The 21,003-nt window shown below is 70.2% G+C and carries 17 protein-coding genes; 4 read left to right on the top strand and 13 right to left on the bottom strand.

The features are described from left to right. Window positions 1-7 precede the first annotated feature (7 nt). The 13 genes from ACYVPE_RS19795 to ACYVPE_RS19735 all read right to left on the bottom strand — a co-directional run bounded on the left by ACYVPE_RS19795 (window position 8) and on the right by ACYVPE_RS19735 (window position 16,487). Window positions 8-994 carry an ABC transporter permease gene (locus ACYVPE_RS19795; RefSeq protein WP_461034980.1) on the bottom strand — a complete coding sequence of 329 codons (987 nt, stop codon included), beginning with the start codon at window positions 992-994 and terminating at the stop codon, window positions 8-10. Continuing rightward, the gene (locus ACYVPE_RS19790) at window positions 987-1,916 is read right to left on the bottom strand and encodes an ABC transporter permease (RefSeq protein ID WP_461034979.1); all 930 of its coding nucleotides are present in this window, start codon (window positions 1,914-1,916) and stop codon (window positions 987-989) included. Before ACYVPE_RS19790 ends, ACYVPE_RS19795 begins: the two co-directional genes overlap by 8 nt. 94 nt (window positions 1,917-2,010) lie before the next feature. Further along, complete coding sequence (locus ACYVPE_RS19785; protein ID WP_461034978.1) at window positions 2,011-3,639, bottom strand: peptide ABC transporter substrate-binding protein; 1,629 nt, start codon at window positions 3,637-3,639, stop codon at window positions 2,011-2,013. A 395-nt stretch (window positions 3,640-4,034) separates the two neighbouring features. Next, complete coding sequence (gene typA / locus ACYVPE_RS19780) at window positions 4,035-5,903, bottom strand: translational GTPase TypA (protein ID WP_461034977.1); 1,869 nt, start codon at window positions 5,901-5,903, stop codon at window positions 4,035-4,037. Between the two features lie 210 nt (window positions 5,904-6,113). After that, window positions 6,114-6,770 (bottom strand): hypothetical protein, encoded by a 657-nt coding sequence (locus tag ACYVPE_RS19775; protein ID WP_461034976.1) that lies wholly within the window; start codon window positions 6,768-6,770, stop codon window positions 6,114-6,116. Then, complete coding sequence (locus tag ACYVPE_RS19770; protein WP_461034975.1) at window positions 6,767-7,144, bottom strand: hypothetical protein; 378 nt, start codon at window positions 7,142-7,144, stop codon at window positions 6,767-6,769. The genes ACYVPE_RS19775 and ACYVPE_RS19770 overlap by 4 nt, the downstream gene beginning before the upstream one ends. A gap of 32 nt (window positions 7,145-7,176) precedes the next feature. After that, complete coding sequence (locus ACYVPE_RS19765; RefSeq protein ID WP_461034974.1) at window positions 7,177-9,504, bottom strand: glycoside hydrolase domain-containing protein; 2,328 nt, start codon at window positions 9,502-9,504, stop codon at window positions 7,177-7,179. A gap of 49 nt (window positions 9,505-9,553) precedes the next feature. Beyond that, the gene (locus ACYVPE_RS19760; RefSeq protein ID WP_461034973.1) at window positions 9,554-10,753 is read right to left on the bottom strand and encodes an ABC transporter permease; all 1,200 of its coding nucleotides are present in this window, start codon (window positions 10,751-10,753) and stop codon (window positions 9,554-9,556) included. Continuing rightward, window positions 10,750-11,460: an ABC transporter ATP-binding protein gene (locus tag ACYVPE_RS19755; RefSeq protein ID WP_461034972.1), complete on the bottom strand. Its 711-nt coding sequence runs from the start codon at window positions 11,458-11,460 to the stop codon at window positions 10,750-10,752. Before ACYVPE_RS19755 ends, ACYVPE_RS19760 begins: the two co-directional genes overlap by 4 nt. Then, complete coding sequence (locus ACYVPE_RS19750) at window positions 11,457-12,641, bottom strand: efflux RND transporter periplasmic adaptor subunit (RefSeq protein WP_461034971.1); 1,185 nt, start codon at window positions 12,639-12,641, stop codon at window positions 11,457-11,459. Before ACYVPE_RS19750 ends, ACYVPE_RS19755 begins: the two co-directional genes overlap by 4 nt. A 1-nt stretch (window position 12,642) precedes the next feature. Next, window positions 12,643-13,113 (bottom strand): hypothetical protein, encoded by a 471-nt coding sequence (locus ACYVPE_RS19745; protein WP_461034970.1) that lies wholly within the window; start codon window positions 13,111-13,113, stop codon window positions 12,643-12,645. A 58-nt stretch (window positions 13,114-13,171) separates the two neighbouring features. Next, window positions 13,172-13,912: a hypothetical protein gene (locus ACYVPE_RS19740; RefSeq protein WP_461034969.1), complete on the bottom strand. Its 741-nt coding sequence runs from the start codon at window positions 13,910-13,912 to the stop codon at window positions 13,172-13,174. A 631-nt stretch (window positions 13,913-14,543) separates the two neighbouring features. Beyond that, window positions 14,544-16,487 carry an ABC transporter family substrate-binding protein gene (locus ACYVPE_RS19735; protein ID WP_461034968.1) on the bottom strand — a complete coding sequence of 648 codons (1,944 nt, stop codon included), beginning with the start codon at window positions 16,485-16,487 and terminating at the stop codon, window positions 14,544-14,546. 324 nt (window positions 16,488-16,811) lie between these two features. Between ACYVPE_RS19735 and ACYVPE_RS19730 the strand changes: the two genes are divergently transcribed. The 4 genes from ACYVPE_RS19730 (at window position 16,812) to ACYVPE_RS19715 (ending at window position 20,785) form a co-directional block, all read left to right on the top strand. Then, entirely contained in the window at window positions 16,812-17,111 is a 300-nt protein-coding gene (locus ACYVPE_RS19730) for a hypothetical protein (RefSeq protein ID WP_461034967.1), read from the top strand. Window positions 17,112-17,160: 49 nt separating this feature from the next. Next, window positions 17,161-17,991 carry a hypothetical protein gene (locus ACYVPE_RS19725; protein WP_461034966.1) on the top strand — a complete coding sequence of 277 codons (831 nt, stop codon included), beginning with the start codon at window positions 17,161-17,163 and terminating at the stop codon, window positions 17,989-17,991. A 113-nt stretch (window positions 17,992-18,104) separates the two neighbouring features. Continuing rightward, window positions 18,105-19,994, top strand: coding sequence for a fumarate reductase/succinate dehydrogenase flavoprotein subunit (locus ACYVPE_RS19720; protein ID WP_461034965.1), 1,890 nt, complete (start codon window positions 18,105-18,107; stop codon window positions 19,992-19,994). After that, window positions 19,991-20,785: a succinate dehydrogenase/fumarate reductase iron-sulfur subunit gene (locus ACYVPE_RS19715; RefSeq protein ID WP_461034964.1), complete on the top strand. Its 795-nt coding sequence runs from the start codon at window positions 19,991-19,993 to the stop codon at window positions 20,783-20,785. The genes ACYVPE_RS19720 and ACYVPE_RS19715 overlap by 4 nt, the downstream gene beginning before the upstream one ends. Window positions 20,786-21,003 lie beyond the last annotated feature (218 nt).

The following is a 21,003-nucleotide window of genomic DNA, read 5'->3' as shown; positions in this document are numbered from 1 at the left end:
CACTCCCTCAGCGCAGCTTGGGGTCGAGGGCGTCACGCACGGCGTCACCCAGCATCAGGAAGGACAGGATGGTGATGCTCAGCAGGATCGAGGGGAAGAGCAGGATGTGCTCGGCCACCCGGATCTGGTCCTGCGCCCGGTTGATGTCGCCGCCCCACGAGATCGCCGGCTCGGAGAGGCCGATGCCCAGGTAGGAGAGCACCGCCTCGGAGGTGATGTAGCCGCCGAGCGCGATGGTCGCGACCACGATCACCGGCGCGATGGCGTTGGGCAGGATGTGCCGCAGCAGGATCCGCCAGGTGCCGGCGCCCAGCGAGCGGGCGGCGGCCACGTAGTCGGACTGTTTGACGGAGATCACCGAGCCGCGCATCACACGGGCGATGGTGGTCCAGCCGAGGAAGGCCAACGCGAAGGTGACGGTCCACTCGGTCCTGGTGTCGAAGGAGACCAGGATGACCATGGTGCCCAGCAGGAACGGGATGCCCATGAAGATGTCGGTGAGCCGGGACAGCAGGGTGTCGAGCAACCCGCCGAAGTAGCCGGCCAGCATGCCCATCAGGCTGCCGAGGACGAAGACGATCGCGGTGACCGAGATGCCGATGATGATCGACGCGCGGGTGCCGTAGATCATCCGCGCGTAGACGCTCTGCCCCTGCTGGTTGTAACCGAGCCAGTCGCCCTGGAAGATGTGGCCGAGCTGGGGATCCCGCAGGTAGTTGTTGGTGAGGTCGGCGGCCCGTGGGCTGGTGCCGGTGAACAGGCCGGGGAAGGCCGCCATCACCAGCAGCGCCAGGATGATCAGCGCCGAGATCAGGAAGCTCGGCTTGCGGCGCAGATCGTGCCAGGCGTCCGACCACAGGCTGTGCGGCTTGCCGGGCGCGGGGCCGGCCTCCACGACCGTGGGGCCCTCCACGACGGCGACGGGCACCGGGCCCGCCTGGTCCGGGATGGCCACGTCGCTGGTGACTGCCTTGACTTCTTCGGACTCAGGCATAGCGAATCCTCGGGTCCAGGACCGCGTAGAGCAGGTCGACAAGCAGGGTCACGACGAGGTAGACGAGGATGATGAAGCTGACGATGCCCACGACCGTCGACCCCTCGCGGGAGTTGAGCGCGCGGTAGACGGCGCCGCCGATCCCGTGGATGTTGAAGATGCCCTCGGTGACGATGGCGCCCGCCATCAGGTTGCCCAGGTCGACGCCGAGGAAGGTGACGACGGGGATCATCGAGTTGCGCAGCAGGTGCACGCCGACGGCGCGGCGCTGGGTGAGGCCCTTGGCCTTGGCGGTACGCATGTAGTCGGCCCGCCGGTTCTCCACGATCGAGGTGCGGGTGAGGCGCGCCACGTAGGCCAGCGAGATCGAGGCCAGTACCACCGCTGGGAGGAACAACTGTCCCCAGTTCTCCGAGTCCTGGACGGTGGGGGTGACCCAGCCGAGGCGGACGCCGAAGTAGGTCCGGTAGATCATGCCGAGCACGAACACCGGCACGGAGATCAGCAGCAGGGTGACGAAGAGGATCCCGCGGTCCGAGAACTTCCCCGCCCGCAGGCCCGCGATCAGGCCCATGCCGACGCCGACCACGACCGTGATCGCGAAGGCCAGCACGGTGAGTCTCAGGGTGGCGGGCAGCGCGTCGGAGATCACGTCGATCACCTCGCGTCTGCTGGCGATCTGGGTGCCGAAGTCGCCCTGGAGCAGTCCGGTGAGGTAGTGCCAGTACTGGACCAGGATCGGGTCGTCCAGGCCGAGGTTCTCGCGCATCGCGGCCATCTGGGCCTCGTCCGGGGCGCGTTCGCCCCACAGGGCCCGAACCGGGTCACCGGGCAGGGCGTACATCATCATGAAGACGATGAACGTGGACCCGATGAACACCGGAATCATCTGGAGCAGTCGTCGTACGACATAGCGCCCCATGGTTCCTCCATGTCAGTCGGCGGGGCCGACGGGCCGTTCCCTCCCGGAACGGCCCGTCGGCCCCCTTAACGCTGCTGGTGCCTGGCCGTGTGGCTCAGTTGTTGACCGTGATCTCGGTCAGCACCGGCTGGCCCGCGGAGTTGAAGCGGACGTTGCTGACGTTCTCCGAGTAGCCACCGTTCACGTTCTGGTACCACAGCGGGATCGCCGGCATCTGCTCCCACAGGACGCTCTCGGCCTCCTGGTAGGCGGCGACCGTCTCGTCCAGCGTCGGGGCGGCGTCGCCCTGGGCGAACAGCTCGTCGACCTCGGGGCTGTTGAAGCGGCCGTAGTTGCTCTGCGCGTAGGAGGCGTAGAGCTCCTTGGTGAAGTTGACGATCAGCGGGTAGTCCTGGAACCAGCCACCGCGGTACATGCTGACGACCTCGTCGGCCTCGCGGGCCTCCAGGTCGGTCGCGAAGTCCGGCTTGGCGTCACCGACGCACTCGACGCCGAGGTTCTCGATCAGGTTGTTGCAGACCGCCTCGACCCACTCCTGGTGGCCACCGTCCGCGTTGTACTGGATGGTGATCTCGTTGTTCGGGATGCCGCCGCCCGCCTCGACGAGCTCACGGGCCCGCTCCGGGTCGTAGTCCGTGATGCCGCCGGAGGCGCCCTCCTGGTAGCCGTAGACGCCGGGGGCGACGAAGCTGTCGGCCGGGGTACGGGAACCGTTGAGCACCGTGGTGGTGATGGTCTCCCGGTCGATCGCCATCGAGACGCCCTGGAGCACCTGCGGGTCGGTGTCCGGCCAGTTGTACCAGACCGGGACGATGGTCTGGATGCCGTTGTAGGGCTGGGCGATGGCGCGGTCGCCGAGGTCGTCCTGGTAGACCGGCAGGTCCCGCGGGTCCACCTGGCGGATGACGTCCAGGTTGCCGGAGAGCAGGTCCTGGTAGGCGGCGTCGAGGCCGGTGTAGGCGGTGATCTCGATGCCGCCATTCTGGGCGGCGTCCTCGCCGGAGTAGTCGTCGTAGCGGGTCAGCTCGATGGACTGGTTGTTGGTCCAGGAGGTGAACTGGTACGGGCCGTTGCCGATCGGGTTCGCGCCGAACGCCTCGGGGTCGTCGTAGAACGACTCGGGCAGCGGGGTGAACGCGTCGTAGCCGAGCTTGTAGTCGTAGTACGACACCGGGTTGCTCAGCTCGATGCTGAAGGTGAGGTCGTCGACGACCTGCAGCCCGGACATCGTGTCGGCGGCCGGGTCGCCCTCCTCCGGGTGGACGTCCTCGTAGCCGACGATGTCCGCGAACCAGAAGCTGTTGTTCTGCTCGTTCTGGACGTTGGCGGCCCAGTTCCAGGCGTCCACGTAGCTCTGCGCGGTGACCGGCGTGCCGTCGTGGAAGGTCCAGCCGTCCTTGAGGGTGACGGTCCAGACCGAGTTGTCCTCGTTGGCCTCGACGGACTCGGCGGCGACCATGAAGATCTCACCGTTGTCGTCGAAGTCGAGCAGCTTGGACCAGACGTTCTGGACCACCAAAGCGCCGTACTGCTCGTTGGTGTTCGTCGGGAGCAACGGGTTCTGCGGCTCACCGCCGTCGATCCGGACGATGCCGTCGGCGTTGACGTCACCGGAGGCGCCGCCGCTCCCGCCGTCGTCGTCGCTGTCGCCGCCGCACGCGGTCGCCGCCATGGCCACGACTATCGCACTCACGACCCACTTGGCGCTGCGTGCACCACGCATGGGTTGCCTCCTTGGAGTCCACTTTCACTGCTTAAGGAACCCCGGCCCGCGGAGGTCTACCCGCGTCCGGTTCGCAATGCCCACAACTGTTGCGCATAAACCTTCGTCTCATCCACCGATAGCCCATTTCATTTTGATGAAGATGAGAAGGTGACAACCCCCAAAACCGGACAAATCGGTGAACCTTACTCACCGGTATCCGAACCGATGTGACGCGGATCAAGCCGAACGGTCCGAATACCGGACGAGGAGGGCGACCCGGAACACCGCAAATCGCTTGACGGGACGGGGCGGAGTGGGCTGGCCACCGCGGCGAGGTGAGGGCGATTCCCGGCCGAACGGGGGCGAACCCACGCCGCCCGCCAGCCACCGCCCGACCACCCGCCGCGGCGCGCTCAGAGGCGCTTGGCGCGGGAGGTGGCCCTGGCGCGATCCCGCTGGTCCAGCACCACCTTGCGGATGCGAATCTCGGTCGGCGTCACCTCGACGCACTCGTCCTCACGGCAGAACTCCAGGGACTGCTCGAGGGAGAGCTTCCGCGGCGGCACCAGGTTCTCCGTGTTGTCCGCCGAGGCGGCCCGCATGTTGGTGAGCTTCTTCTCCTTGGTGATGTTGACGTCCATGTCGTCGGACCTGGAGTTCTCGCCGACGATCATGCCCTCGTACACCTCGGTGCCCGGCTCGACGAAGATCGTGCCGCGCTCCTGGAGGTTCATCATGGCGTAGGGGGTGGCGACGCCCGAGCGGTCGGCCACCAGCGAGCCGCTGCTGCGGGTGCGCAGCTCGCCGGCCCACGGCTCGTGCTTCTCGAAGATGCTGTGCGCGATGCCGGTGCCGCGGGTCTCGGTCAGGAACTCCGTCCGGAAGCCGATCAGGCCGCGGGACGGCACCAGGAACTCCATGCGCACCCAGCCGGAGCCGTGGTTGGTCATGGTCTCCATGCGGCCCTTGCGGGTGGCCATCAGCTGGGTGATCGCGCCCAGGTGCTCCTCGGGGGCGTCGATCGTCATCCGCTCGACGGGCTCGTGGACCTTGCCTTCGACCTCCCTGGTGACCACCTCGGGCTTGCCGACGGTCAGCTCGAAGCCCTCCCGGCGCATGGTCTCCACCAGGATCGCCAGGGCCAGCTCGCCGCGGCCCTGCACCTCCCAGGCGTCCGGCCGCTCCGTCGGCAGCACCCGCAGCGACACGTTGCCGATCAGCTCACGGTCGAGACGGTCCTTGACCAGCCGCGCGGTGACCTTGTGGCCCTTGCCGCCCCGGCCGACCAGCGGCGAGGTGTTGGTGCCGATGGTCATCGAGATCGCCGGCTCGTCGACGGTGATCAGCGGCAGCTGGACCGGGTTCTCCGGGTCGGCCAGCGTCTCGCCGATCATGATCTCCGGGATGCCCGCCACCGCGCAGATGTCGCCGGGGCCCGCCACCTCGGCCGGCTTCCTGGTCAGCGCCTCCGTCATCAGCAGCTCCGTCACCCGGACGTTGTGCGAGCTGCCGTCGCGCTTCAGCCAGGCCACGGTCTGGCCCTTGCGCAGCGTGCCCTGCTTGATCCGGCACAGCGCGATCCGGCCGAGGAAGTTGTCCGCGTCCAGGTTGGTGACGTGCGCCTGGAGCGGCGCGTCCTCCTCGAAGACGGGGGCCGGCACGGTCTCCAGCAGCGTCGAGAAGAACGGCTCCAGGCTGTCGCTGTCGGCCGGCACCGTGCCGTCGGTGGGCTGGGTCAGCGAGGCGATGCCGTCGCGGGCGCAGGCGTAGACGATCGGGAACTCGATCTGGTCCTCGTCGGCGTCCAGGTCGAGGAACAGGTCGTAGGTCTCGTCCACGACGGCCGAGATCCGGGCGTCGGAACGGTCCGTCTTGTTGATGCAGAGGATCACCGGCAGCCGGGCGTGAAGCGCCTTGCGCAGCACGAACCTGGTCTGCGGCAGCGGCCCCTCGGACGCGTCGACGAGCAGCACGACGGCGTCGACCATGGACAGGCCGCGCTCCACCTCGCCGCCGAAGTCGGCGTGGCCCGGGGTGTCGATGATGTTGATGACGACCGGGTCGCCACCGCCCTTGGGGTGGTACCGCACGGCGGTGTTCTTCGCGAGGATGGTGATGCCCTTCTCGCGCTCCAGGTCGTTCGAGTCCATCACGCGCTCGTCGACATGCTGGTGCGCGGCGAAGGCTCCCGCCTGCCGCAGCATGGCGTCGACCAGCGTGGTCTTGCCGTGGTCGACGTGGGCGACGATGGCGACATTGCGGATGTCATGGCGCGTAGGCATGGCTGGGGGCTTCTCCCGGAGTCGTGAGGACGAGGCGGCGGGTCGAGGACGCCTGACGTCCGCCCGGCCAGCTGTCCGGCGACGGCACCGGCAGGACGCGGCACCGGCCTCGTCCGCCATGGTACGTCGCCCCGACCGGGCGGACGTGGCCACGGTCGGGGGCGGCGGGCGAGTGGGGAGAATCACATACGTACCGGGGCCGGTGGGAGATCAGCCGACGGGCACCAGCTGGTTGACCGCGCCGGCTCCCCTGCCCGGGGTGGCCGCGTCGCGCCGGATGGTCCTGGCGAGCCGGGTGAGGCGGGCGTCGCCGGGGCGGACGTCGACCTGGAAGTGGCTCTCCTTCGGGACCGTCTCCTCACCGCCCCAACGGACGACCCCTTCGCACTCGGCCAGGATGTGCCGCACGGCGGCCAGCTGCTGGGGGAAGAGTCCGCCGCGGACCCCGACGGGGTACGCGCCGGGCCTCAGGGCGATCGCCGACCCCGACAGGTGGTTGCTCTCGTACGGCTGGGCCACCGCGCGGTCGGTGTGATGCCCGAGCACCTCGTTCCGCCGCAGTTCGTGCACCTCGTAGTGGAAGCGGCGTGCGACGTGGAGCAGCACCGTGGACACGTCGCCCGACAGCAGGGTGACGTCGAGGCCACTGCCCTGGATCCGGTGGACGTCCGCCTCGGGGAGGACCGGCCAACCGTTGAGGCTGGCTTCGTTCCGCCACGCGTCGTCGGGCGCGGCCCCGGACACGGACCCGGAAGCGGCGAAGGCCGGACGGCCGGCTCCGGCGCTCCAGAGCACCGAGGCGCCGGCGAGTCCGAGGGTGGTGGTCATCATGCGTCGGCGTGACGGTCCGCTCGTGTTCGCGGTCATGGGGATGGCTTCCCTTCGGGTCGGCGCCCGGGTGGGCGCGCGGACGGCTTCGACGCGCGCTGAGCGGCGAGGGGGACGAGCCACGACAGCAGTCCGGCGGCCGCGGCGATGGACAGCAGGCGCAGCGTGCGGTCGTCGACGAACTGGTAGCGCACCTCGACGGTGGTTCCGTCGGGCCAGGTGCAGACGCCGATCGGCGGCGGGAACCTGGAGGAGAGTTCGACGGGCTCGGTCGTCGGCGGCGCCACGTCCAGCCCGAGCTGTGATCGGCACTGATCGGTCCGCACCTCGTCCGAGAACTTGGAGGGGACTTGAAAGCCGATCATGAAGGAGAGCAGGGCCAGTGGGATCGTGACGATGCTGATCCCCAGCAACACTCTCCTTGACCAGGCGAGTAATAAGTGCGTCATCCGAGGGGCCATGCCCGGAGTCTACGGCGGGGTTCATCGGCGCGACGCAGCCTCAGGACCGTCTCGAAACCGCTGACAAAATCCTCCAGTTCCGCTTCGGGGATGTTCCAGGGTTTCACCGCGGTGCCTTCGAGTAATTCGCTGCGCCCGGTGTTCATGATGAGGCCGAGGTCGCCGACCAAAGCCTCTCTGGCAGCATCGTGGCATGTCGCCATGTCGTCGGCGAACCGGTTCAGGTAGAACTGTCTGAACCGGTTCTGATGCTGGCCCCCGCTGCCGAAAACACGCTGGATCTCCTCCGGCAGGGTGGCGCCGAACCTGATGGCCGACCCGATCTCCAGGGCATCGATGTCGGCGGTCATGTCACTGTTGCCGAAGGAGGTTCCGCCTTCGATGTTGGCCAACTGCTCCCGGCAGTAGTCGAATCCCGATATGCCGGTGCCGCGTACCGCGTCCCAGTTCTTGTAGAAGGTGATCCAGTCTCCGACCCAACTACCGAAATCCGCCTCGTTGATGCTGCGCCTGTTCTCCGGTATCCCCTTGAGGAGCACGCCGTTGCACGAGGCGCCGAAGTGGCTGACGTCATAGAGATCGCCGGCGGTCGGATCCCGGAAGTGCGTCATCCGCCGCAACCCGGAGGCGTTCACGTAGTCAACGAACTGGACGTCGATGAATCCGAACAGTGCCCACCAGTCGACGGAGTTGTAGCCGTCGGCGCGGAGGTATTCGAGCACTCTAAGACTTGGATCCCCATGGCCGTAGTCGAGCGCCAGGCCGTATACCTCGTTGATCCAGGAGATGAACTGGTCGACGCTGGAGCCGACATTGCCGACGGAATCGGTGCCCGCGTCGGTTCCCGTTCGCCACACGTTGCGGTCGATCCCCATGGCCCCGGCGCCGGAACCTATCGAGATCTCCGCTATCTGGTTGAAGGCCCAGTTCCTCGGCAACGGGAACCCCATGTTCCCGCTGAATCCGGTGGACATCCCACTCACGAAGGACCAGCGCGCGTCGGTCGCCTCGGTCACACGGATGCACACGTTGCGCGAGCCATAGACGCCGTGCCGGTACCGTCTTCCCTTCCCGCGCAACCCGGCGACGACGCCCTTGAAGTAGGGAATAATGTTGGAGTCGATCTCCTCGTCCGTCGCGTCGTAGTCCACCGCGAAGTAGATGACCGTACTGGCGTCGAAACCGTATCGGGCGGCGGCGGTGTGCGCGTCCTGGGCATCGGTGTATCCCTGGGCGTAGGTGAAGTAGCCGACCTCTCCCCCGTAGTACTGCGATATCGGGAACACCCGCAGTCCGCCTGCGAAGATGGTCGCCAGCTCGCCGCTCTGGATCTGCTTGTTGAGCGGGTTGTTGCTCGGTCGTTCGTCCAGGTACCGACCGATGATCCGGTAGCCGTTGGACAACAGGGTTCTGGCCCGGTCCGGCGTGACGGAGGTGATGGCGTCGGCGCCGGTGGCGGCCCTGGTCGGGTCGCCGGTGGACACCAGCAGTTGGGCCCAGGTCGCGAAGTCGGCGCGCCCGTTGTGCGGGAGCTCCGAGAAGCGCTGGAACCTGTCGACCTCCTCGGCGAGTGCCGTGTCGAATTCGCCGTTGAAGGTCTGCGACGCGCCGTTGAACACCATCCCGGCGCGGAAGAGCCGCACGAAGACGCCGGAGTCCCCCTGGCTCAGGGTGTTGGCCCGCAGCCCGGCCTGGGTGCCGGGGCCGAACACGCCGTTGGCCACGTCGTCGGACATACCGATCTCGTACTGGATCCCGTAGATCAGCGATCTCTGGACGTCGCGCGAGTAGTGGCCGTCACAGGGCATCAGATAGAACTGCGCGCGGTGGAAGTAGCGGCCGTTGAGCCAGCGTTGGATGCTGAGCACCGCTTCGGATCCACCGGGCGTGAGCACGTAGGCGTCCATGGTCAGCAGGGCCTTGAAGACCTTGGGCTGTACGACGGTCGTCGTGTCGGTGAGACCGGCGTTCTGCTTGAGGTCGCGGACGGAACTCTGGGTGAGCGCGTCCCAGGTGCCGCGGCCGTCGCCGCCCCAGTACCCCTTACAGAACAAGGCGTACTGGACGATGATCCGTATGTTGGCGTTCGTCTCGTTCGGACCGACGGCTCCCCTGGCCTCCAGGCGGCTCAGTGTGGTGGGGCCGAAGTTGTCGGACAGCGCGGTGATGCCCAGCTCCTTCTGTAGGCCCCGGGTGAACGAGTACATGGTGGCCCAACCCGTTCTCCCGTCCTCCGGGCATCGGTTGTAACCGTTGACGCCCGCGTAGGTCGCGTTGACCCATCGCTGAGCCGCCAGGACCATCTCATCCATTGTTCCTCCAGTGTGTGGGAGTGAACCGGTTCGTATGCCTACGAGGAGGTCACCTGCGGAGCGCTTCGTCCGGCTGGACGCGCCCGGCTAGCCAGGCCGGGTAGATGCCCGCGAGCAGGCCGGTGGCCAGTCCGACACCGGGCGCCGCGGCCACCACCTCCGGATGGAGCACCGGGGTCCAGTCCCGGACGAGGGCGACGCCGATCACGATGAGCGCGCCGATCGAGGTGCCAACCAACCCGCCGAGCGTGCCGAGGATCGCGGACTCGGCCAGGAACTGTCCGGTGACGTGCCGTCGTTGGGCGCCCAGGGCACGCCGCAGCCCGATCTCACCGACCCGTTCGAGAACCGCGACCAGCGTCGTGTTGCTGATGCCGGCGACCCCGATCACCAGACAGGCGGCCGCGAGGATCAGGAAAAGGTCGCGGAGATCGTCGGTGACCGTGCCCCGGAGCGCGCTCGGATCGGGTGGCGGGGTGACCCGGAAGTGTTCCGGGTGCGTCGGGTCGAGGGCGACCGCGGCTTCCGTGGCGACCTGCCGGGCCGCGCCGAGTTGGGTGACGATCAGCATCTCGGCGGGGACGCCTGGCGCGCCCCACAGCCGCTCCGCGGTGGTGTGCGGGACGACGACGGAGAGCAGCAGGTCGGCCTTGCGGGCCGCGTCGTCGACGACTCCGACGACGGTGAACGCCTCGTCACCGATGAAGATCGCCGGCTGGGCGGCGAGCGTGGTGATGCCGAGCCGGGCCGCCAGGCCACTGCCGACGACGGCGACGTGCTGCGCTCGTTCGGCGTGCCACGCGTCGAACAGGCGGCCCTGGGCGAGCATGACGTCGGCGGCGCGCAGCGTACCGGGTGACGCCGCCACGACACGCGGCTCGTCTCCGCGAGGCACCGTCAGCGCAGGAGTGGTACGCACCGTGGCGCCGTCCGGCAGCGCGACGGTCCAGTGCACCCCGGCGTGGGTCACACCGTTGAGGCTCTCCACCCGCGCCTGGGCGTCGTCGGGGAAGGCGAGGCCCGTCGTGACCGCGCCCTCGACGGCCGCCTCCCCGCTGACGTCGGCGACGGTGACCTCGGTCGCGGTCAGGGCGTTGAACCGGTCGTCGATACGCGAGGAGGCGCTGGCCGTCAGACCGAGCACGGCGACTGTGGCGCCCACGCCGAGGATGGTGCCCAGCGCGGTGAGGGCGGAGCGCGCCGGGCGTTGAAGTACCCCGGCCAGGGCCTCGGTCAGCAGATCCCTCATCGGGAGGCCACCGGGCAGCCGGCGCCATCAAGCGCGCCCCGGCTCATGACTCCGTCGCGGATCACCAGACTCCGGTCGCCGCGGTCCGCCACGAGCGGGTCGTGCGTGATGACCACCAACGTGATGCCGTCCCGGTGCAGGTCGGTGAGCAGGTTGAGGACGCCCTCGGTGGAGGCGGTGTCGAGATTGCCGGTCGGCTCGTCGCACAGGAGCAGGGACGGCCTGACGGCCAGGGCGCGGGCGATGGCGACGCGTTGGCGTTCGCCTCCGGAGAGCCGGCTGGGCAGTGTCTCGACGCGGTGCCCGAGCCCCACCCGGTCCAGGGCCTCCCGCGCCCGGCCGGCCCGCTCCCGACGGGGAACGCCGCCGTGCAGCATCGCGAGGGTCACGTTCTCCACGGCCGTGCGGCGCGTCAGCAGGTGACTGGACTGGAAGACGAAGCCGATGCGGCGACCTCGCAGCACGGTCCGCTCCCTGTCCCGCATGGCACCGGTGTCGACGCCGTCCAGGAGGTAGGAGCCCCGGGTCGGGGCGTTCAGCAGTCCGAGGATGTTCAGGAGGGTGGACTTGCCCGAGCCGGAGGGGCCCGTGACGACGACGAACTCCCCGCGTCGCACCACGAGGTCGCACGGTCCGAGGGCCAGCACCGGCGGCGGGCCCGGGTAGGTCAGGGCGGCGCCCCGGAGTTCGATGACGGGAGCGGTCACGGGGCGACACCACCGCCGACCGCCGTGCCAACCACGACCTCGTCCCCCACCCTCAGCCCGTTCTCGCCGCCGGCGACCGGAGTCACCTCCACCGAGCCGTCGCCGGTCACTCCGGTGGTGACGCGCACGTCGCGGCGACCGCCATCCGGCTCCAGGACCTGCACGAAGATCTCGCCGTTCGCCCGGGCCGAGATCGCGGAGACCGGCACCACGAGCACCTCGTCCTCCGTCGTCGCGGCCTCCACAGTGAGACGGACGTCCTGGCCGGCCCAGCCGGAGACCAGCGGCTCCTCAGGCGTGACGACCAGGGCGAATCCCGGCGCCCCGTCGGCGGCCATGGTCTCCGAGACCGTGGTGACGCGGCCCCCGACCGTCTCGCCGGTGAGCTCGGACAGGAGCCGGACCTCCTGCCCGGTTCTGACGAGATCCCGCTGGTGGGGCTGGAGCGCGCCGCGGACCAGCAGGGCGCCTGCGGAGATCGTCATCACCGGGCCCGTGACCTCGGCACCCACCGGGGTGCTGACGCGGTCGACCCGGGCGGGGAAGTCCGCCAGGTAGACGACCTCCCCGGCCGGCAGCAGGGGCGCGTCTGACACGACGGGGCCCGCGCCCTCCGTGGTTGCGGACGGCGGTTCGTAGCCGATGTCCGCGTAGAGGGCCGTCAGAGCCCGGCCCGTGCCGGTGGCGAAGGCGCCCGGCTCGTCGCCGCCGACGTCGTGGCCCAGGCTCCGCAGTGCCTCCTGAAGTTGGGCCACGTCGTCGCCCCGCGCCCCGGGGGCGAGGTCGCGGTAGGCCGGAAGCTCCCCCGGTAACACGAAGACGGGGCGCCCCGACACCTCGACGATCACCTGCCCGGGGGCGAGGGAGGCCCCCGCGTCGACCGGCGCCCTGGACACCACCTGGAACCGGATCCCGTCACCCTGAACGACGGGCGCGACGTCTACGGTCTGCCCGGCGGTCACCGCGCCGCGGAGCACGACCGAGTCGCTGAGCACCCGGAGTTCGACCTCGGCGGTCAACAGGCTCGGTGGTGGTGGCGCGGACTCGGCGATCGCCTGCGCCGGCGACCTGATCACCTGGGCCGCCAGGGTGGCCCCGGCGCTCGACGCGATCGTCGCGGTGATCAGGATGCCGAGCGCCCAGCGGCGCCGCCGCTCCGGTGTGGCCGACGGGGACCTCACGTCACAACCACTGGAAGGAGGCGTTGTTGTTGTAGGTGGAGGTCAGGTTCCCGCTCGTGCCGGGAAGGAAGTTGTTGTACGCGCCCTGCCACCAGCTGTTGTAGTACACGCGACCGCTGTACGAGCTGTGCCGGTTGCGCGCGGAGGCGGCGTTGTTCTTGATTCCCTGGCCCGCGCCGTTCCCGGTGCCTGAGCAGAATTCCAGGGGGTAGTCGAAGGGATCGCCGACGCCGATGTCGGTGGCGGCGAAATTGGCGTGGGCGTAGCCGAGGTTTTTCCAGGAGCCCGCGAGGTTGGAGTTGTAACGGAAGCTGAACCGGAAGCTGCTTCCCGAGGGTGACTCACAGGACGGCGGATCGAGAAGGTTGCGCGATTCCGGAACGTTGACCGCGTTGGCAGGTGCCGATGTCGCGACGAGCAGGAATGCGGTGGCGGCCGCCCCTAACGCGCCACGGACGACGAATCTTCGCATGCTGTCTCCGTTTCTCCGATGGTGATGACCCATGGCCGGCTTCTCGCCGGCCATCGGTTCAGGAATGCGTGCCGAGAACGTCCGCCGCGGCCCTGACGGCCTCGGCGAGACGGGCCCTTTCCAGGTCGAGCTGCTCGAAGTCGCTCTCAATGGCGCGTTCCTGGAGCCGGACCTCCGCCTCGTACCAGGTCTCGACGACCCTGTGCTCCGCACGGCACGCGAGATCGGCCTCGGCCGTCGAGAGCTCCGCCGCGGACGGGTCGATCACGGCGAACCGGGGATCGTCGACGGGCGCCATGGGGTGGTCGTAGCGGAACCCTCGGTCCGCCATGCACGAGGACCAGCCGGTGAAGGCGGCCGCGACTTCCGGTTCCCGCTGGGCGCGGAGGTACGCGTCGTTGCTGAGCTCGGCCGCCAGCGTGGCAGGTTCCTCGCCAGGCGTGGCGACGGCCCGGTCCGCCTCCCCCGCGCATCCGCCGGCCGGTACCTCGGGCGCGGGAGCCGCGCCCCCCGAGGGCTCCCCCGTCATCACGGCCTCCTCCTCGGCTGAGAGGGCAGTCACCGCGAGGGCACGCGCCTCCTGCTCGCGCGCGGCCCGGAGATCGATGGGTGGCTTGTATCCGTACCGTTCGGCCATGGCCGCGTTATGAATTCCGTAACGCAGATCCGTCATCGACTCGGGCCCGTAGAACGGCAGTTCGGGTGCGGCCGCGTAACTGAAGCCGTATCGCGCCATACATTCAGACAGCAGGAATTCCCTGGCATTGGCGACGAGTGCTATCTGCTCCTCGTTCGGCATATACGCCTGTAATGGAAGTTCCCACCCCGCCGGCCCTTCCGACGAAGTATCTGAATCGCCCGGTTCGCCAGAGCCATCCGAAACACAGGAAGTGGCGAGAGCCACCGAGAGCGCGACAAGGATCAGACGCGACAAAACACCACCAGAAAACATCGAAGCCCCCTCCGACAAGAACGCGGCAATCCCCTCCCCGACATGGCCGACCCGAGAACCATATGCGACTCGAACATCCACAGCAATGGCGCCACAAAGAGAAACGCGGATGACGCAGATCACACATGCGTCTCGTTTGGCGAAGCACGACCCGGTTCTCACCGCCGCGCGTCGGCGCCCGGCTCGCCAGGGGCACGCGGGCCAGGCCCGGGGCGGGTTGCGCCCCGCCAGGAGGTGCGGGCCTGGCCTGCGGCGGCTCCGCCGCCGGGCCGGCCGGCAGCCAGCCGCCGCGCGAGGCCACTCCCCCAGCCTGGCGGCTGGGAGGTTCCCCCATGGCGGGTGGGTGGGTGGGTGGGCCCGGCACGGCGGCCGCCGGCGCGCAGCGCCACCCTCGCGCGGAGCGCGGAACGAAGGGCTTGTGGGGGGCACCTCCCAGCGTTAGCTGGGGGAGAGTGGAGGGAGAACAACCGGTCCGGGGTCAGTCGGCGTGGTAGCCGACGTCCTGGTAGCGCGGCGTGGCCAACCCGTACGCCCCCGCCCCCGACAGGGCAACCGGCGCCGCGACCAGCTGCGGCCGCTGGTAGAGGGGGACGGAGCCGGCCGCGGCCCAGATGTGGGCGTCGGCCTTGTTGAGCAGTTCCTCCTGCTCCGACTCGTCCAGCTCCCCCACCGCCTGGTCGAGCAGCTGGTCGATGTAGTCCGTCCCGACCCGCGTGTAGTTCTGCTGGACGGTCAGCACGCCGCCCGGCGCCGGCCTTGGCTTGGCGAACACCGTGCGGGCGTCCGTCGCCGGGTAGGAAGTCGCCGGCCAGGAGTAGAGCGACAGGTCGAAGTCGCCTGGCTCGATGTGGTCGGTGAAGAAGGCGCCCGCGTCGACCGTCTCCAGCTCGGTGCGGATCCCCACCATCGCCAGCATCGCGGAGATCCGGCCCGCCACGTCCCGCAGCTGGCCGGCGCCTGGCCCGTCCGGCAGGACGAACCGGAGTCGCAGCTCCTTGCCGTCCTTGGTCCGCACCGGCGTGGCGGCCCGTTCCGCCAGTTCCTCGGCCTCGGTCGCGGCCTCGTTGGCGTCCTTGTCGGTGTCGTCGGCCCGGTCGTCGAGCCCTTGGGCCCGCTGCGCGTCCGCCGCCTGCCGCAGCAGCTCGGCGCGCTGCCGAGCCGCCGGCCATCCTGAGCCGAGCGGGGCGGCCACGGCGGCGCCCGGCTTGCCGTCCTCGCCGGCGGGGCCCTCGCCCTGCTGCCAGCCGGCCTCGTCGAGGAGTTCGGCGGCCGAGTCGACGCCCGGCGCGCCGAGCGCGTCGCTGTTGTCGCGGTAGCCCTCCTGGCCCGACATCCGCAGGTGGCTGCCGAGCGGCTTGACCGGGAGGCCGGCCGGTTCGTGGACGTCCTCGGCGAGTTCGGCGCGGTCGACGGCGCGGGCGATGGCCCAGCGGACGCGTTCGTCGGCGAGCGGCCCCTCGGCGCCGTTGAGGGCGAGCTGGGTGTAGGCCGCGTCGTAGGCGCGGTGCACGGCGAAGCCGCTCCGGCTCTCGTCCGGGTCGGCGGCCGGCTTGTCGTCCGCCGCCGGCGGGCCGGCGGCCGCCGGGACCAGGCCCTCGGCGTCGTCCGGGTCCAGCTCGGCGACCTCGAGCTCGCCGCCCTCCAGCGCCGCCCGCCGCTCGTCCCGCGGCATCGCGGTGAGCACCAGGCTGTCGAGCAGCGCCCGGTCGCCCCACCACTCGTCGTTGCGCTCCAGGGTCAGGGTGGCGGACTTGTCGTCCCGCTCGCCGAGAGTGAAGGGCCCGCCGGAGACGGGGAGTTCGGTGCGGCTGCCCTCGTTGAAGCCGTCCGCGTCACCGGTGACCGAGCGCGGGTAGAGGGGGCTGAACAGCGAGCGCCAGTCGGCGTAGGGCTGGGCGAAGGTGACCTCGACCTGGCCGGACTTCGGGCCCTTCCCGACGCTCTCGATCCGGTCGTAGCCGGCGTTCCGCGCCGGCCGGAACTTCTTGTCCCCGCCGCGCAGCGCCTCCCACTGGGCGACGAAGTCCTGGGCGCCGATCTTCTCGCCGTCGCTCCAGGCGGCCTCGGGGTTGAGGGTGTAGACGACGGTCTGCCTGGGCTCGCGCTCGGTGATCTCGGCGGCGCTCAGGTAGTCGGTGTTGAGCTGGGGCCGGCCGGTGGCGTCGATGGTGAACAGCATCGGCAGCACGGCGCTTGCCACCTGGTCGGTGACCCGGTCGGCGTCCGGCTGGAAGGCGTTGAGGGTGGCGGGCAGGGCGTCGACGGCCCAGCGGACGGTGCCGCCCTTCTTCAGCTGGGCGCGGCCGACGTCCGGCACCGACTGCGCGCCCATCGCGAGCGCCTGGTCCTCGTCGCCCTCGCCGCTGCACCCGGTCACCAGCGCGGGCGCCAGCAACGCGCCGGCGGCGGCGAGCGCCGCCATGGCCGTCCCGCGCGCCCGGCTCCCCCGCGCCCGGCTCCCGCGCCGGCTGCCCGGTCTCGATGGCCCTCCTGACATGTCCTACCTCCGGCTCACCGGTGCGCTGATCACATGTATGCGCGCCTCTGAGGCCACTGAAAGGGGAGAGGCACGGGCCGGGCGGGACGACACGGCGTCGGCCGGCCCCAGGCCACCCGATGGGAGCAGCGGGCGCACACCGGCCGGGGCCGAGGGTGGGGCCTTGGTGACGGCCCTCTTCCCAACCGCCTGTGTCTCGCGTCACACTCGCATCGTCCGGTGCGGCTCCACCAACGGAGGTGGCAAGCGATGTCGCTGCACGAGGAGTTAACGGCCGCGCGGCGCTGTGTGGACGATCTGACCCGCCGGGTGCTGCGCCTGGAGCGCGACCTGGGGCCGGGGATCGAGACGCGCCGGCTGCGCGGGGACGCCGAGCGGCTGCGCGAGAGCCTGGCGCTGCTCGCCGCCGCGGCGGCGGCCGCGTCCCCCGCCGAGCCGACCGGCGCCGCCGAGGTGGTCCTGGTGCCCGACACGCCGTACGACCACCGGCTCTGGGTGGACGTCGACGACGAGGGCCTCGGCGGGCGGCACGGCCCGGCACCCGGCTAGGCCCTGACCCGCGACCTGACGACGAGCCCGCACCCTCCGGGAGGATCCCGTGGCCAGCACCGAATCCACGACCGACACGTCCGGGCGGGCCGGCCAGACCGGCCGGGCCGGGCGGGCCGCGATCGCCGAGCGGCACCTGCGGGTCGACCGCTGGTGGCTCGGCCCCACCGTCACTGTCGCCGCGCTGCTGGCGTTCGTCGTCTACGCCACCTGGCGGGCGTTCGCCAACGCCGACTACTACGCGGCGCCCTACGTCTCGCCGTTCTACTCCCCGTGCCTCGCCTCGAACTGCGAGGAGATGCGCGGCGGCCCCAACTGGGCGCTGTTCGGGGACTGGTGGGGGCTCTCGCCGGCGCTCATCTTCCTCGCCCTGCCGCTCGGCTTCCGGCTCACCTGCTACTACTACCGCAAGGCGTACTACCGCGGCTTCTGGGGCTCGCCGCCCGCCTGCGCCGTCGCCGAGCGGCACGGCAGCTACAGCGGCGAGACCCGCTTCCCGCTGATCGTCAACAACGCGCACCGCTACTTCTTCTACGCCTCGGCCGCCATCGCCGTCGTCCTCACCTACGACACGGTGCTGACCTTCCGCGACGAGCACTACGAGTGGGGGCACATGGGCCTCGGCACGGTGCTCGCCGTGGTCAACATCACGCTGGTGTGGGGCTACACGGCCTCCTGCCACTCCTGCCGGCACATCATCGGCGGCCGGCTCAAGACGTTCTCCGCGCATCCGGTGCGCTACCGCCTGTGGACCCTCGTCAGCCGGCTCAACGGCCGGCACATGGCGTTGGCCTGGGCCTCGTTGACCAGCCTGGCGCTCACCGACCTCTACGTCTACCTGCTGGCCGTCGACGCGTTCTCCGACCCCCGGCTCTTCTGACCACCACCCCCCGACCGGCCCGACCACCCGACCACCCGACCACCCGACCACCCGACCGAAGTGAACGGCCAGAACGATCCGAGCGATCCGAGCGATCCGAGCGAGGAGCACAAGTGAGCACTGTGGAGCGGGAGTCGTGGGACGTGGTGATCGTCGGGGCCGGCGGCGCCGGCCTGCGGGCGGCCATCGAGGCCCGCGAACAGGGCCTGCGCACGGCCGTGATCTGCAAGTCGCTGTTCGGCAAGGCCCACACGGTGATGGCCGAGGGCGGCATCGCGGCCAGCATGGGCAACGTCAACGAGGGCGACAACTGGCAGGTCCACTTCCGGGACACCATGCGCGGCGGCAAGTTCCTCAACCACTGGCGGATGGCCGAGCTGCACGCCCGCGAAGCCCCGGACCGGGTCTGGGAGTTGGAGACCTGGGGCGCGCTGTTCGACCGCACCGCGGACGGCCGGATCTCGCAGCGCAACTTCGGCGGCCACGAGTACCCGAGGCTGGCCCACGTCGGCGACCGCACCGGGCTCGAACTGATCCGCACCCTCCAGCAGCGCGTGGTCGCCCTCCAGCAGCGGGACTTCGCGCAGACCGGCGACTACGAGGCGCGGCTGAAGGTCTTCCAGGAGTGCACCGTCACCCGCGTGCTGACCAGGGACGGCGCGGTGGCCGGCGTGTTCGGCTACGAGCGGGAGTCCGGCCGGTTCTTCGCCTTCGACGCGCCGGCCGTGGTGCTGGCCACCGGCGGCATCGGCAAGTCGTTCAAGGTGACCTCCAACTCCTGGGAGTACACCGGCGACGGGCACGCGCTCGCCCTGCTGGCCGGGGCGCCGCTGGTGAACATGGAGTTCGTGCAGTTCCATCCGACCGGCATGGTCTGGCCGCCGTCGGTGAAGGGGATCCTGGTCACCGAGTCGGTGCGCGGCGACGGCGGGGTGCTGCGGAACAGCGAGAACCGCCGGTTCATGTTCGACTACATCCCCGAGGTCTTCAAGGCGCAGTACGCGCAGGACGAGGCCGAGGCTGACCGGTGGTACGCCGACCCGGACCACAACCGCAGGCCGCCCGAGCTGCTGCCGCGCGACGAGGTGGCGCGGGCCATCAACGCCGAGGTCAAGGCGGGACGCGGCTCGCCGCACGGCGGGGTGTTCCTGGACGTCTCGAGCCGGCTCTCGGCCGAGGAGATCGTCCGCCGACTGCCGTCCATGCACCACCAGTTCAAGCAGCTGGCGGACGTGGACATCACCCGCGAGCCGATGGAGGTCGGCCCGACCTGCCACTACGTGATGGGCGGCGTCGACGTCGACCCGGACACCGCGGCCGCCACCGGCGTCCCCGGGCTCTTCGCGGCCGGCGAGGTCGCCGGCGGCATGCACGGCTCCAACCGGCTCGGCGGCAACTCCCTCTCCGACCTGCTGGTGTTCGGCCGACGCGCCGGGCTGCACGCCGCCCGCCACGCGGCCACGCTGCCGGCCGAGGAACGGCCGGTGGCCGACGAGTCGGCGGTCGCGGCAGCCGCCGCCGAGGCGGTGCGGCCCTTCGAGCCGGCGGACGGCGGCGAGAACCCGTACACCATCCACCAGGAGCTCCAGCAGACGATGAACGACCTGGTGGGCATCATCCGCCGGGCCGCCGAGATGGACGAGGCGCTGTCCCGCCTCGGCGAGCTGCGACAGCGCGCGGACGGGGCGGGCGTCGAGGGCCACCGGCAGTACAACCCTGGCTGGCACCTGGCGCTCGACCTGCGCAACATGCTGCTGGTCAGCGAGTGCGTGGCGCTGGCCGCCCTGGAGCGCACCGAGTCGCGCGGCGGCCACACCAGGGACGACCACCCGGGCATGGACCGCGAGTGGCGCCGGGTCAACCTGCTGTGCGCGCTGGGCGACGACGGCCGGGTCGCGCTCGAACGACGCGAACTGCCGCCGATGCGGCCCGACCTGCTCGACCTCTTCGACAAGGAAGAGCTGGCCAAGTACCTGACGGACGAGGAGCTGACGGCCCGATGAGCGAGCAGGCTGCTGCCGGTGGATCCGGCTACGAGACGAGGCTGCGGGTCTGGCGCGGCGACGCGGGTTCCGGCGGCCTCCAGGACTTCACGGTCGAGGTCCACGACGGCGAGGTCGTGCTCGACATCATCCACCGCCTCCAGGCCACCCAGGCCCCCGACCTGGCGGTGCGGTGGAACTGCAAGGCGGGCAAGTGCGGTTCGTGCAGCGCGGAGATCGACGGCAAGCCGCGGCTGATGTGCATGACCCGGATGTCGCTCTTCGAGCCGGGCCAGACCATCACCGTGACCCCGCTCCGCACCTTCCCCGTGGTCCGCGACCTGGTCACGGACGTCGGCTTCAACTACCAGAAGGCGCGCGAGATCCCGTCCTTCGTGCCACCCGAGGGCGTCGGTCCTGGCGAGTACCGGATGCGGCAGGAGGACGTGTCTCGGTCGCAGGAGTTCCGGAAGTGCATCGAGTGCTTCCTGTGCCAGGACGTGTGCCACGTGGTTCGGGACCACGAGGAGAACAAACCGGCCTTCGCCGGCCCCCGCTTCCTGATGCGGATGGCCGAACTCGACATGCACCCCCTGGACGAGGCCGACCGCCAGGGCCTCGACCGGGCGAGGGCCGTCCAGGAGGACCACGGTCTCGGCTTCTGCAACATCACCAAGTGCTGCACGGAGGTGTGCCCGGAGTCGATCCACATCACCGACAACGCGCTCATCCCGATGAAGGAACGGGCGGCCGACCGCAAGTACGACCCCCTCGTCTGGCTCGGCAACACGATCCGCCGCCGCCGCACCTGACGCCGACCCGAGGTTTTCTCCCCACCCACCCGCCCTTTCCCGCGCGCTCCGCGCGGGTGGGCCCTGACGCGCCCGGCTGGGGTTGGTACCCCGCGCTCCGCGCGGTTTTTTCCCCGCCCACCCGCCCCTTGTTCCGCGCTTCGCGCGGTGGGGGCCCCGGCGGGCCGGGCCGGGCCCGGCCGGCCTTCGGCGGCTGCGCCGCCGGGCCGGGGGTGGGG

It is taken from the genome of Streptomyces mayteni, from assembly GCF_054783955.1.
The sequence above is the reverse complement of the archived record's forward strand: the minus strand, read 5'-3'. Positions and strand labels throughout refer to the sequence as shown.